Origin of the sequence: Commensalibacter intestini A911, assembly GCF_000231445.1 — a bacterium.
Lineage (GTDB): Bacteria > Pseudomonadota > Alphaproteobacteria > Acetobacterales > Acetobacteraceae > Commensalibacter > Commensalibacter intestini.
Genome location: NZ_AGFR01000003.1, coordinates 242,749 through 257,089, shown reverse-complemented (window position 1 = coordinate 257,089; position 14,341 = coordinate 242,749). Strand labels below are relative to the sequence as shown.

At 37.0% G+C, this 14,341-nt stretch carries 13 protein-coding genes; 11 read left to right on the top strand and 2 right to left on the bottom strand.

The features are described from left to right. Positions 1-160: 160 nt before the first annotated feature. Positions 161-1,021: an N-acetylmuramoyl-L-alanine amidase family protein gene (locus CIN_RS01525; RefSeq protein ID WP_008853290.1), complete on the bottom strand. Its 861-nt coding sequence runs from the start codon at positions 1,019-1,021 to the stop codon at positions 161-163. A gap of 648 nt (positions 1,022-1,669) precedes the next feature. Between CIN_RS01525 and CIN_RS01520 the strand changes: the two genes are divergently transcribed. The 10 genes from CIN_RS01520 (at position 1,670) to CIN_RS01475 (ending at position 12,598) form a co-directional block, all read left to right on the top strand. Continuing rightward, on the top strand, positions 1,670-4,387 hold the full coding sequence (locus CIN_RS01520) for an Rne/Rng family ribonuclease (protein WP_008853289.1): 2,718 nt from the start codon (positions 1,670-1,672) through the stop codon (positions 4,385-4,387). A gap of 110 nt (positions 4,388-4,497) precedes the next feature. Further along, positions 4,498-4,953 carry an RrF2 family transcriptional regulator gene (locus CIN_RS01515; RefSeq protein WP_040363671.1) on the top strand — a complete coding sequence of 152 codons (456 nt, stop codon included), beginning with the start codon at positions 4,498-4,500 and terminating at the stop codon, positions 4,951-4,953. A gap of 239 nt (positions 4,954-5,192) precedes the next feature. Beyond that, a complete protein-coding gene (gene aspS / locus CIN_RS01510; protein WP_008853287.1) occupies positions 5,193-7,013 on the top strand; it encodes an aspartate--tRNA ligase in 1,821 nt (606 codons plus the stop codon). A 129-nt stretch (positions 7,014-7,142) separates the two neighbouring features. Next, positions 7,143-7,313, top strand: coding sequence for a hypothetical protein (locus CIN_RS01505; RefSeq protein ID WP_211475699.1), 171 nt, complete (start codon positions 7,143-7,145; stop codon positions 7,311-7,313). Between the two features lie 468 nt (positions 7,314-7,781). Further along, positions 7,782-9,212, top strand: a complete 1,431-nt coding sequence (locus CIN_RS01500; RefSeq protein WP_008853284.1) for an amino acid permease — start codon at positions 7,782-7,784, stop codon at positions 9,210-9,212. An 85-nt stretch (positions 9,213-9,297) separates the two neighbouring features. Continuing rightward, positions 9,298-9,522, top strand: a complete 225-nt coding sequence (locus tag CIN_RS01495) for a sulfurtransferase TusA family protein (protein WP_008853283.1) — start codon at positions 9,298-9,300, stop codon at positions 9,520-9,522. A gap of 109 nt (positions 9,523-9,631) precedes the next feature. Beyond that, positions 9,632-9,862: an exodeoxyribonuclease VII small subunit gene (locus CIN_RS01490; RefSeq protein ID WP_008853282.1), complete on the top strand. Its 231-nt coding sequence runs from the start codon at positions 9,632-9,634 to the stop codon at positions 9,860-9,862. Positions 9,863-9,882: 20 nt separating this feature from the next. Further along, positions 9,883-10,794: a polyprenyl synthetase family protein gene (locus CIN_RS01485; RefSeq protein WP_008853281.1), complete on the top strand. Its 912-nt coding sequence runs from the start codon at positions 9,883-9,885 to the stop codon at positions 10,792-10,794. A 37-nt stretch (positions 10,795-10,831) separates the two neighbouring features. Beyond that, on the top strand, positions 10,832-11,572 hold the full coding sequence (locus tag CIN_RS01480; RefSeq protein WP_008853280.1) for a TlyA family RNA methyltransferase: 741 nt from the start codon (positions 10,832-10,834) through the stop codon (positions 11,570-11,572). Between the two features lie 24 nt (positions 11,573-11,596). Continuing rightward, positions 11,597-12,598: a bifunctional GNAT family N-acetyltransferase/(deoxy)nucleoside triphosphate pyrophosphohydrolase gene (locus CIN_RS01475; RefSeq protein ID WP_008853279.1), complete on the top strand. Its 1,002-nt coding sequence runs from the start codon at positions 11,597-11,599 to the stop codon at positions 12,596-12,598. On the opposite strand, the gene CIN_RS01470 is transcribed toward CIN_RS01475, so the two are convergent. After that, positions 12,590-13,501 (bottom strand): SMP-30/gluconolactonase/LRE family protein, encoded by a 912-nt coding sequence (locus CIN_RS01470; protein ID WP_040363670.1) that lies wholly within the window; start codon positions 13,499-13,501, stop codon positions 12,590-12,592. The two genes, CIN_RS01475 and CIN_RS01470, sit on opposite strands and share 9 nt — an antisense overlap. Before the next feature lie 85 nt (positions 13,502-13,586). Here CIN_RS01470 and CIN_RS01465 point away from each other — a divergent pair, with 85 nt between their 5' ends. Continuing rightward, positions 13,587-14,339, top strand: coding sequence for a competence/damage-inducible protein A (locus CIN_RS01465; protein ID WP_008853277.1), 753 nt, complete (start codon positions 13,587-13,589; stop codon positions 14,337-14,339). Positions 14,340-14,341 lie beyond the last annotated feature (2 nt).

Genomic DNA, 14,341 nt, shown 5'->3' with positions numbered 1-14,341 from the left:
GTATAAAAAAAACTCCACATGACTTATCAATAAGTTATGTGGAGATATAAGTTAAAAGATCCAACAAAACATAAATATTTATTCTAAAAGAAAAAGACTAAATATCATAAATTGCATGATCGAAATTTATCATCTCTTCAATTTAAAATCAAATTTTATTTCATCCTGTCAAATGTGTCACACTTCCGCCTACAGCAAAATGTCGATCAATCGCTTGACGCATTGAAGATGCCACTAAAGAACGATAAGAGGCCGTTCTTAGAGCAGCTTCATCATTACGATTTGACATAAAACCCATCTCTACTAATATTGATGGAATACTCACGGACTTCAACACAACAAAAGCTGCATAGCGTCTAGGATTTGATAACAACCCTACTCTGGGCTGAAAAGAGCGTACAATATTTTGAGCCATCGCCACAGACTCTCTCTTTGTCTCCAATTTCACTAAACTTGCCAATATTTTCTGCACTGCTGGAGAGGCAACATGTACATTTGGCCCTCCGTATTTATCCGCACTATTTTCAACAGATGCTAAGGCCGCAGACTGCGCATCAGAAGCATGATTAGATAATGTGTAAACACTCGCACCTCTAATCGAATGATTATTTAACGCATCTGCATGCATAGAAACAAATAAGTCTGCTTTATTTACTTGTGCAAAATCAACTCTACCATCCAATGGAATAAATTTATCCGAATTACGCGTTAACTTTACACGATACTTCCCTGTACGCATTAATTGCTTAGAAAGTTCAACCGCTGTTGCATAAGCAACATGTTTTTCATACGTCCCAGAATATCCAACTGCACCAGGATCTTTCCCTCCATGCCCTGGGTCTAATATCACAACAGGTAATGCAGGTTTAGCTTTACCAATAATTGCAGGGGCTTTTCCTTGATGAACAGGTTTATATTTTCCTTTACTACTTTTCACTGTTGTTTGTTTTTTATTAATTCTTTCAACAGCAAATGCAATCGAAGGCATGAACAAAACTGTAGACACAGATGCAGATAACATTATTCTTCTAGAGAATTTTGAAATTTCTACATTGATAACTTGATGGCACAATTTTGTTTTGTTATCGCTCATTTCACCGACACTTTTACCCTAATAAAACCAACTTATGACTCGACATCCATATATTGCATGAATTTTATATAAAATTCAAAAATCTTTTTCTTTAAAAATGTCATAATCTCCTAAAAATGATAAAAAAAAACTTTTCCGAAAGCCATAAGTCTGAGATAATACTTCATAGAAGAATAATCTACTTCATTAGTATGATTAATTCATTAATTTACTTAACTACATATTTTTATTTTTTAAATAATGATTAAATACTTTAAAAATATCTTTAAATTATGTTTGTTTTTTAAGACTGAGACGAGGCTTCATTTAAAATATCTACAATTCCTTTTTACTCTTGCTATATTATAAATAAAAGCATAACTACATGCGAATGTAATTTAGAAAGATTAAAACTTCAGTATAATTTTAATAATGTAATTATTTTTTTTATCTGTTAAACAAGATTACCAATTTTTACCAGTTTCTAATCTATTTCATGGTTGCGTCGTAAAGAATAATATAAAATGCATGCTCCCAGCGCGAATAACTTAGAAGCTATCATTGATTGCTTAAGGCGATCATCGGAGCAATAAAATTATGAATAAAAAAATGCTGATCGATGCCAGCTATAAAGAAGAAACACGTATCGTTATCTTAGATGGCAATACCATAGAAAACTATGATGTTGAAAACTCAACAAAAAAACAACTTAAAGGCAATATATATCTTGCCAAAGTTATCCGTATTGAACCAAGTTTACAGGCCGCCTTCGTGGAATATGGTGGAAACAGACATGGTTTTCTTGCTTTCAGCGAAATCCACCCTGATTATTACCAAATTCCTATTGCTGACCGTAATAAACTACTTGAATTAAACAAAAATCTTGTAGACGACAATCTTAATGATGATGACGAAATCGATGATCACAATACAACAACACTTAATGATGATGACGAGATCAGTCAACCTGTTGAAAATATTCTAAAAAACTATAAAATTCAGGAAGTCATCCATAGAAGGCAAATTCTATTAGTTCAAGTCGTTAAAGAAGAACGAGGAAATAAAGGCGCAGCCCTTACCACCTATTTGTCTTTAGCAGGCCGTTATTGTGTATTAATGCCCAACTCACTCAGAGGTGGTGGGATTTCACGTAAGATTACGTCTATTTCAGAACGTCGCCGTTTAAAAGATATTATCAGTGAACTAAATATTCCTTCTCATATGGGGATGATTATTCGTACAGCTGGCGCACAATGTCCGAAACCGGATGCATTAAAAGACGGCGAGTATCTTTTGCATCTATGGGATGAAATCCGTGAACGAACGATGAAAGCCGTTGCTCCCTCTTTAATTTACGAAGATTCAAGCTTACTAAAACGTGCAATTCGAGATACCTATACACCAGATATTGGTGAGATCTTAATTGATGGTGAAGATGGGTGGAATATCGCCAGAGATTATATGCGAGCTTTGATGCCTCAAAACATGCGTAAACTTCATCTTTGGAGAGATCAAAAACAAACACTCTTTTCGCACTACAAAGTTGAAAAGCTTATTGATCAAATGTTGTCACCAACCGTTCAATTAAAATCTGGTGGATATTTGGTAATTAACCAAACCGAAGCATTAGTGGCTATCGATGTAAACTCTGGACGCTCTATCAAAGAAAGAGACTTAGAAGATACAGCTCTTCGTACTAACCAAGAAGCTGCTGACGAAGTTGTTAGGCAATTACGCCTGCGTGACTTAGCAGGTCTTATCGTTATCGACTTCATCGACATGGAAAACAGAAAACACAACTACATGGTCGAGAAACGTCTTAAAAATGCATTACACAAAGACCGCGCACGTATTCAAATTGGTTCAATTTCCTCTTTTGGCTTGTTAGAAATGACACGGCAGCGTTTACGCCCTTCTATTTCTGAATTCTCTTTCATTCCTTGTACACATTGTAATGGAACAGGAATTATCAGAAGCATTCCAAGCGCTTGCTTACATATTTTACGTCAAATTGACGAAGAAGCACGCAAATCAAAACCCGGTATTTTAACTGTTAATACCAGTTCAAGTGATATTGCTTTTTATATTTTAAACCAAAAACGTAGCTGGTTATTAGATATTGAAGCAAAATATAAAATTCAAATTATTCTTGCAATTGATACTACTTTACCAAGCACAGAAATTTCCTTCTTACATGAAGTAAATGAAAATCTTGAGCAAGAACGGGAACAAGAGAACGATCAAGATAAAGCCGACCTTTCATTACAAGAAAGTCCTTTTATCAGAGAAATTCCTATTCAATCTGAGAATACAGATGCTAACGAAGATAAAGAACCTTATCAACGTAATAATAGAAGGCGCAATAATAACAGACGTCCTCGGAATAACAATTATCGTCATCATAAAGATGAACAATCTGAGATTATAGAGCCTATAGAAACAACGGCAGAATTATCTTCTGCTACATCACCTGTGCTTGCAATTACACACCAAGATGATCAACCAGACATTAGTTTCCATCCTGTTGTGAATCAGGATGAATATTTTGCATCAAAAAAAGATGATCAACGCACAAAACGTTCTAATCGTTATCCTCGCCAACCTCGTTGGAAACGCAATAAATATCAACAGTCTTCTGAAGAGAATACCCAAGAGATTGCTGAAAATACAAATAAAGCAGTTACCATTGATATTATTCCGATTTCAGAATCAGAACCGTTTGTACCTGTAAATACTACAAAAACAAATAAAGCTCATACACAATCTCCAGCTTTTGTTGCTATTGATATTAGTGATAAAAAAGAGGATCATTTGGAACCAATAACAATTCCTGCGTCTAAAGCACTTACAACTGTTGTTGAATCCACTACTTCTGAACAAAATGTAGCCATAGAGGAAAAAGCTCCAAAGACTACAAGAAAACCTCGCACAACAACAAAAGCAGCTCGTACAACAAGAGGTCGAAAAACGGCTTCTTCTACAAAAGAAAATACAGAAGCATCAAAAGATATAGTTGAGTTACAAGTGTCTGAAGCTCCTCAACAATCTGTTTCTGTTGAAGTGGAAGAAAAACCAGCTAAAAAAGTAACACGCACAAGAAAAACAGCGGGGACTAAAAAAACCACTTCTAAAGATATGGATGAAAAGAAACCAAAAACCACAACTCGGAAAACAGCAAATAAAACACCAAAAGCTGTAAAAACTGATGCTGAAAAGCCTGCAAAAAAAGAAAAGCAAGCACCAGCAGTTCAACCGATTGTTATTGATGATACTGCCCCTACTCCAGCCCCTCGCGCTGGATGGTGGAAACGCTAATTCGTAGGGGATATATAAATAACTTATAAGGCTTAGTTGCATTATGAAAACTAAGCCTTATTTTAACTATATAACTTAACCTATTACGTTTCCCAGCATAAGGGCATGCAATGCAAATTTCTTTATATACCGATTACGCATTAAGAGTTTTGGTTTATCTTTGCATTCACCAAGATCGTCTTAGCTCCATTAATGAAATAGCAACTTGCTATGATATTTCACAAAACCATTTAATGAAAGTTGTACATCAGCTTGGCAAAGCTGACTTTATTACGACTATTCGCGGAAGACGTGGCGGATTACAACTAAATAGATCCCCTTCTCAGATTACCTTAGGAAGCATCATTAGGCATACAGAAGGGCAAGAAGAACCTATCAAATGTGGAAAATGTATTATTGGGAAAGACTGTGCAATCAAAGTTATTATCCATGATGCCTTCGAGGCCTTTTTTTGTGTTTTGGATAAATATACGTTAGATTGCGTCTTACAAGACTTTGATAAACTTGAGCATTTATTAAAAGTTACACGACCTCAATCGCCTAATTGTGAACTTACCTCCTCTTAATTTTTATTTAATCAAAACAAAAATCAATCATATAAATAACAACATAAACCTATGTCATTGGCTATATGCTTTTATGTTTGCTACTCAACAAATCATGATGAATGAATTTGAAAGAACGGGTAATCTCATTTATAATGAGTGTTTTAGACAAAATGCTGTAGCATTTTTGTTGTAATCATTTGTTTCATATCATAAAACCATAGAATTAATTTTAAATAACAAGACATAGGATTAAGTAAATGCATCGCTATCGTACCCATAATTGTACTGCTCTGAGAGCAAGTGACGTTGGATCAACTGTAAAACTTTCTGGCTGGGTACATAGTAAAAGAGACCATGGCGGATTATTATTCATCGATCTTCGTGACCATTTTGGAATAACTCAAATTGTTATTCCAGCAGACTCTGCATTGCTAGAAACCATTGAGAAAGTCCGCGTTGAAAGCGTTCTATGCGTTACAGGTAAAGTCGTTTCACGCGAAGGCGATACCATCAATCCAAAACTTCCTACGGGTGAAATTGAAATCCAAGCTGAAAATATCGAAATTTTATCTTCAGCTGCTGTACTTCCTTTCCAAGTCAACGGAACAGAAAACTATCCAGAAGATCTTCGTTTAACCTATCGTTACATTGATTTGCGCCGTGAACGTATTCACCGCAACATCATTTTAAGATCTAATGTTATTTCAAGCCTACGTAACCGTATGATTGAGCAAGGCTTTACTGAATTCCAAACACCAATCCTGACCGCCTCTTCTCCTGAAGGTGCAAGAGATTTCTTGGTTCCTGCACGTTTACATCCTGGCAAATTCTATGCACTCCCTCAAGCACCACAACAATTTAAACAATTAGCAATGGTGGCTGGGTTTGATCGTTATTTCCAAATTGCACCTTGTTTCCGTGATGAAGCTGCCCGTGCGGATCGTTCTCCTGGTGAATTCTATCAATTAGATTTCGAAATGTCTTTTGTTACTCAAGAAGATGTTTTTGAAACCTTGGAACCAGTTATGGAAGGCATTTTCAAAGAATTTGCACCAAACCATAAAATCAGCCCAGCACCTTTTGAACGCATCCCTTATAAAACTGCTATGAAAGAATATGGTAGTGATAAGCCCGATTTACGTAATCCATTAAAAATTACAGATGTGACGAGCGCCTTTAATGGTTCTGACTTTGGATTGTTTGCAAAGATTACTGCTGAAGGCGGTGAAGTCCGTGCTATTCCAGCACCTGGTGCTGGTGGTAAACCTCGTTCTTTCTTTGACAAACTTAATGGTTGGGCTAGAGAAGAAAAAATGGGTGGTCTTGGATACATCACTTTTGATGAAACTGGCGCAGCCAAAGGTCCAATTGCTAAAAACCTTGATGAAACCCGTTGTGAAGCGATTAAAAAAGCTTGTAACTTACAAAATGGCGATGCTGTTTTCTTTGTTGCTGGCAAAGGCCTGGAAATGGTTAAGTTCTCTGGAACTGTCCGCACAAAAATTGCGACAGAACTTAACTTAATCGAAGAAAATGCATTCCGTTTCTGTTGGATTGTTGATTTCCCAATGTATGAACTCAACGAAGAAACAGGATTGGTTGATTTCTCTCATAACCCATTCTCTATGCCTCAAGGTGGCTTAGAAGCATTAAACAGCCAAGATCCTTTGGAAATTAATGCATATCAATATGATATTGTTTGTAATGGCATTGAGCTTTCTTCTGGTGCGATCCGTAACCACCGTCCAGACATCATGATCCGTGCATTTGAAATCGCTGGCTATCCAGAAGAAGAAGTTGAAAAACGCTTTGGCGGCATGTTGAATGCATTCCGTTATGGGGCTCCTCCTCATGGTGGTGCGGCTCCTGGAGTTGATCGTATTGTGATGCTATTAACGGATGAACCAAATATTCGTGAAGTCATCTTGTTCCCATTAAATCAACAAGGCGAAGATTTAATGATGTGTGCCCCTGCACCGACGACACCTGAACGCTTAAAAGAACTATCTTTGGCGTTAAACTTGCCAAAAGTTGCTGTTAAAAAAACAGAATCTTCTTCTGAAGAAGATAAGAAATAGGAATATTCTGAGGTTGCTTGTGATTTATCCAAGCAACCTATCCTTTGAACCATGAAAACAAGACTGTTTAAGCATGATATCCTATATGAAAAAGGCGAAGATTTTTTTCGTTTAAGAGGAAATTGCTGTATGATATTAACTCCCAACGCAGCGATTGAAGTCTGTCAAGAAGCCATTAAACAGAACTTGTGGATTCTTGGTGTTGGTGTTGATGCTGGTCACTGGTTCAATCCAGGTTTCAGACCCGACAGCTGGATGTCATGGGATCGAAAAAAGCACTTTTTTATCAAGGAAAATTAATAGATAATAACCAGTTAGCCATTGAGAATATTAAAGAGGATGAAGCAGCTGGATATACAGCTTTTATTGTTACAATATCAAAGTAAACAAACAATATCTTGCGTAACATTATATAAATAATTTAAAAATCAAAGATCTCAACCATTGATTTATATATCAAAAAATAACACACCATCCCTTTTTCACAATATAAAACGTGTATTTTATAATATTCTTTTATTTATTTAAAAAAAAATTATCATAAATTTCTATTTGATAACAAATTATCTATTTGCAAAAATAAGTAAAATCAGTAACCATATTATTTTCAACAGAAAAAAATTAGTACGCTACATATGTCGATCCTAATTTAAGGTATGTACATATAGTGTTCTTTATTTTATGAAGAGAGGATAAAAACACAGCACTTTTCAATATTTTGCTTAACAAAAGCATACCTCATTATTCAACAGCTCAAAGGATGAAGCATTGCGAACAAAAACTCCTAAAGAAAAAATCATATCCACCCCTCTAAAAGACGGAGAGTTAGCACATACCCTTGAACGTCGTCACGTTGTGATGATTTCTATGGGAGGGATCATTGGGGCTGGCTTATTCGTTGGTGCATCAGCCTCTATTCATGCCACAGGCCCTGCGGTTTTATTATCGTATGTCATCACAGGATTGGTAATTTTCTTTGTAATGAGAATGTTGGGTGAACTTGTTATTGAAAAACCAGAAGTTGGCTCTTTTTTAAATCATATTCGTCGTGGAATGGGACATAGTGTTACTTTTGTTTTAGGATGGGGATATTGGCTCTTTTGGATTTCTGCCATTGCCGCTGAATCTATTGCTGGTGGCGAGATGTTGCAACATTATATGCGCATTCCCCCAGAATATAGCTTTGCAGCAACCATGATCTTAGGTCCTCTTTTGGTTATCGCAATGATGCTCACCAATCTTTTTTCTGTGCGCGGATATGGTGAGTTCGAGTTCTGGTTTGCTTTAATTAAAATTGTTGCTATTGCAGCTTTTATTGTCATTGGTGGCGCAGCAATCTCACACTTCTTTGGCTTTAAAGCAGGTAGTGTAAGCAACATCTGGTCTCATGGTGGTTTTTTCCCCAATGGAATTATTGCAGTCTTTACCATTATTCCCACGGTCTTATTTACCGTAACCGGTTCAGAAGTCGCTACTATTGCTGCTGCTGAATCTGATAAACCTGCTGAGAATGTTGCTTATGCCACGAGAACCATTGTTTTCAGAATTGTTGCGTTCTATGTCTTATCCATCGGTATTATTTTATCGATTGTTCCTTGGGATAAAGTCGTCCCGGGTATTTCCCCGTTCCTTATGGCGTTACAAACCATCCAAATTCCATACGCATCTGACATTATGGAATTTACGATCCTCATTGCGATTTTATCCTGTTTAAACTCATCTATTTATGCAACATCTCGGACATTATTCGAACTCGCAGAATATGATGATGCTCCAAGATGGTTAATCCACACCACCAGCAATGGCGTTCCAAAACGTGCAATTATTACTGCTTCTATCATTGGGATCGCAATCTCTATCGCTTCTTATATTTCCCCAAGCAATACATTCTCTTATTTATTAAGCTGTGCTGGTTCTATTATTTTATTTGTGTATATCGCCATTGGACTTTCTCAGATTAACGTTCGTCGAAGAATGAAAAAAGAGAATCAAACCCCTATTTTCCAAATGTGGTTATTCCCTTACTTATCTTGGATTACGGTTTTATCTTTAGTCGCCGTTGTTATTGCCATGTTATTTAGCAGCACATCTCGTACTCAAATTATTATTACATGCGTTATCCTCGCGATTATTGGTTTTTGTCGCTGGATAATGTGGTTAAATAACAACACACGCACAACACGCAGAACCAACCTGTAAAGAACAATAATCTATCCATATACAAAAAATAAAAATAGTGTATTAATAAGACCTTGGAAACAAGGTCTTTTTTAGGAATATTTTCATGATCGAAACGGTTTTAGATGCCAAAGGATTGCTTTGCCCCTTACCCGTTTTAAAAGCTAATCGTGCATTAAGAACATTACAAGAAGGCAAATGTTTACGTGTTCTTGCAACTGATCGTAGCGCCATCAAAGATTTTCAAGATTTTTGTCGTCAAACAGGTCATGCATTAATTGCATTTTCAGACCAAGGGACCTCTTTATCTTTCTTAATAAAACGAAAATAAGCATAATATTTTCTATACATTAACGCAAAGTCCCCTTATAAACAGTATCATCATTTTCTGATTTAAAAGTAATATTGTTTTAAAATCAAAATATCTATTGGAAAATAATATGACCGACGATTTATCCTCTCTTTCATTCGAGGATGCCTTAAATGAACTGGAAAAAATTGTTCATAATTTAGAAACTGGCCAGCAAAAGCTAGAAGAAGCCATTGTTTCTTATGAACGTGGTGCGCAATTACGCCGTTATTGTGAAAAAAAACTTAATGAAGCAGAGGCTCGTGTTCAAATCATTGTAAAAAAAGATGATAACAGCCTTGATACTGAAACTATTGAATAATTTTGAAGGTCCCTCCTGATATGACTTCTTCTACAACATATAATGCTCAATCTCTTCGTGATTCATTAACATCACGTGCAAAAGAATTAGAAACCACATTGGATAAGCAACTTCCTCGCATGAAAGGCGGCGAAGCAAATTTAATCGAAGCTATGCGTTATGCTGTGCTTGGTGGGGGAAAACGCCTCAGAGGGTATCTTGTTACAGAAGTTGCTTCTTTGTTTGATATTCCAATGACAAAATCATTATATGTTGGTGCTTCTGTGGAAATGCTTCATGCATATTCTTTAATCCATGATGATTTGCCTGCAATGGATGATGATGATTTACGTCGTGGCAAACCTTCTACTCATATTAAATATGGTGAAGCTATTGCTATTTTAGCTGGTGATGCTCTTCAAACCAAAGCTTTCGAATTATTGGCGATGGAAGAAGCACATGAAAGTGCAACGGTTCGTATTAAACTTGTCAAAGCACTCGCAGAAGCAAGCGGATCAACAGGCATGGTCGGCGGACAAGTGATTGATATGGAAGGTGAAAATCGTCATCTTACCTTACCGGAAGTTCTAAACTTACATGCTATGAAAACTGGACGTCTAATTTGTTACTCTGCTGAAGCTGGTGCAATTTTAGGTGGTGCAGCCCCTGAATTACATAATCACATTATTAGTTATGGTCGAGATTTAGGAACAGCCTTCCAAATTGCTGATGATGTTTTGGATGCAACAGCAAGTGCAGAAGAACTCGGCAAAACCGCAGGAAAAGATAATGCTGCTGGGAAATCAACCTTTGTTTCATTGTTAGGGATTGATGATGCTCGCAAAGAAGCCGATCGTCTAGTTGCCAAAGCTATTCGTCATTTAGCACCTTTCGGAGACGCAGCAGATAATCTTCGTGCATTAGCAGAATATGTTGTTTACCGTAAAAACTAAAATTTTTTCATCCTAACTTATAAAGAGCTTTGATCCGATGGCTGCTAAAAAACGTGTTGATGTCCTCTTAGTTGATAGAGGACTAGTAGAAAGTCGCACCAAAGCTCAAGCCTTAATTATGGCAGGCCTCGTCTTCAACAAAGAACAACGAGTCAATAAAGCTGGAGACATGGTTCGTGAAGATACTGAACTGAGCGTCAAACAGCAACCTCATCCTTGGGTATCTAGAGGCGGGATAAAGCTGGATCATGCTTTATCTTCATTTAACCTTTCTCCTCAAGGACTCAATTGTATCGATGTAGGTGCCTCAACAGGTGGCTTTACAGATGTTTTACTCACTAATGGTGCCAACAAAGTCTATGCCGTTGATGTCGGCCATGGACAACTCGCTTGGAAAATACGTAGTGATGAAAGAGTTATTGTGCATGAAAAATGTAATGCACGCTATTTAACTAAAGAAATCATTCCTGATCCCGTCCAAGTTGTTGTGTGTGATGCCAGCTTTATTAGCTTAAAAACAGTCTTACCTGCAGCTCTTGCCTTATGTCAGTCAGGTGGATGGGCTGTGGCACTCATCAAACCACAATTTGAAGCAGGAAGAGAGCATGTTGGTTCCAAAGGTGTTGTCCGCGACCCTGTAATTCACGAGAATGTTTGCCAAGAAATCAGATCATGGTGGGAAACTTTAGAAGATTGGGATATTTTAGGCATTGAAACCAGTCCTATTACTGGCCCGGAAGGCAATGTTGAATTTCTCATTGCTGCTAAAAAACGATAATATTTATAAATAAGGCTTTGCAAAATGACGATCAATAATGTTTCTGTTCCTCCGTTAACAGTCGATCATTATACATTACGCATTATTCAAGCAGAGGATATCCACTCTATCCATTCCTTGATTAATGATTGGAATGTCGTCAGAATGCTGAGCGAAGTTCCTTTTCCATATCCAAAACCTCTTTTGGAGAAATGGATCGATTCCGTTTCAAACGAAACAGAAACAGGACAATCTTATCATTTCTCTATTCTCGATAACACGACACAACAAATCGTTGGGTGTATTGGATTACGTGTTGATAGCAAAGACCAATTAGGAAAAATCGGCTATTGGATTGCACATAAATATTGGGGGCAACAAATTGCCAGCAAAGCATTGCAACGTCTTAGTACTTGGGCTTTGGCGAACCTGAACATTAACTATATTCATGCCACTGCAGCTGATGATAATCTTGCTTCAATTGCTGTGCTTAAAAAATGTGGCTATCAATCTTTTGGACAAGGAAAAGAAAAATTTCTTGCTCGTGCTGCTGAACAACCTGTTTCTTACTTTTTACTACAACGAGAAGATATTTGCCCTGGAAAGAAAACTTCTTTAGTCCCTCCTCCAAATGCATCTACACCCAAAAAGATTTTATTAGTCGTTGCTGCAGCATTAATTGATATCGACGGACGTTTATTATTAGCTCGCCGACCAGAAGGAAAATCGATGGCTGGTATGTGGGAGTTTCCTGGAGGAAAAATAGAGCCAGGAGAAACTCCAGAAGCAGCCTTAGCCAGAGAACTCAAAGAAGAAATTAATGTAGATGTTTCTCAAAGCTGCTTGGCTCCCTTTACGTTTGCCTCACATGAATATGCTGATTTTCATTTGTTAATGCCTCTATATGTTTGCCATAAATGGAAAAACTTACCAGAGCCAAAAGAAAACCAGCAACTTGCATGGGTATCTGCTGATGAGTTAGATAATTACTTAGTCATGGAAGCAGATAAGCCCTTTATTCCTTTGTTAAAGGATCTATTATTTTAAAATGACTGTTTCTGGGATCTTGAATAAATTCTGAGGCTTTCCTGGAATAGAAACACGAAAAGAAAACAGCCCTCCAGCCAAAGGGGATTGTTGTTTTTCTTCGTCTGTCATCCCTTTACTTGCTGTGGTCACAAAAGCTGTTTGGTAATCTTCTCCACCAAAAGCAATCTTCGTAATATTGGGGCAGGGTAATGGAATAGAACGAAGGAGCACCGCATTATTTGCATAATGATTAATTTGATGCCCTGCAAATAAACAAACCCATAAGTTATCCTCGATATCAGCAGCCATTCCATCAGGATAGCCTTTATCTATTTGAGTAAACAGTTTCTTATGAGAAATATGGCCAGAATCCTGCCAATCAAATTGATAAATTTTCTGATCATTAGAATGATTATGATATAAAATATGATGATCCTCTATAATTAAAGGCCCATTTGTGACAACATAATCCTTATCTTGAAGAATTGCTGCTATTTTTCCGTCCTCTTCGCACTCTAATAAATAGAGTCCTCCATTCGGACTTTGCTCTTTTCGATCCATAGTTCCAAACCAGAGTCTTCCCAAAGAATCAATATACCCATCATTTAATCGATTATCGATATGAGCCTCGTGCATGATAAACCATTGAGTAAATTTCCCTTGAACAGGATCAAACCAATAAAGTCCGTCTTCCATACCACATAATAAAACATCTCCTGTTGTTGGAAAAATAAATGTCGGCTGTTTAGGTGTATCCCACGTCGTTTTTGCCTGAGTTTCTGGATGATATCTATAAATTTTATTTTCAAAAATATTTACAAAATAGACACTTTGCTCGTGCTCTACCCAAACAACACCTTCACCCAATAGCGTTTTGGCATTCCATACGCAAACAGGATCGAAAAATTTTGTATGTATCATTCTAAATCCTTCGCTTATACTAAGGCATCAGTCATTTTAATTTATCATAACGATTTTATATTGATCTATCATAGGAACTATTCTAATGAATCCAACCGCCGCAATCATCATTATTGGTAATGAAATTTTATCAGGCCGCACTCAAGATATTAATATTAACTATATTGCTAAGCAATTGGCAATCGCAGGAATTAAATTAAAAGAAGCGAGAGTTATCCCTGATGACCCTAAAGTAATCATTAATACCGTCAATGAAATCAGAGCTGCTGTTGATTATGTCTTTACAACAGGAGGCATCGGCCCAACACATGATGATATTACATCAGACTGTATTGCAGAAGCATTTGGAGTTCCCAACCAAATTCATCAAGAATCGTTTCAATTATTAGAAGAATATATAGGAAAAGAGAACTTCAACGAAGCTCGTCAACGTATGGCACATATTCCATTAGGTGCTACGCCTATTAAGAATACAATTTCCGTTGCACCAGGATATGTGATTGGCAATGTGTATGTTATGGCTGGCGTTCCAAAAATTATGCAATCTATGCTAGATGCCATTATTCCAAGCCTTCGTCATGGTGCTCCGATTATTTCAAAAACTTGGTATTCGTATGATGCATCTGAGGGGAAAATCGCTGCTGATCTCAACGCAATTCAAAACAAATTCCCACAAACAGACGTGGGATCCTATCCATTTTATCAAAGTGAAAAATATAAAGGAATTGCTTTAGTTGTAAAAGGTCAAGACCAACAAGCTGTCGAACTTGCCTCACAAGAGATTTATAACCTCTTTGTTCGTATGGGGTATCAACCTACTGAAGGTGAACCCCATTAAAC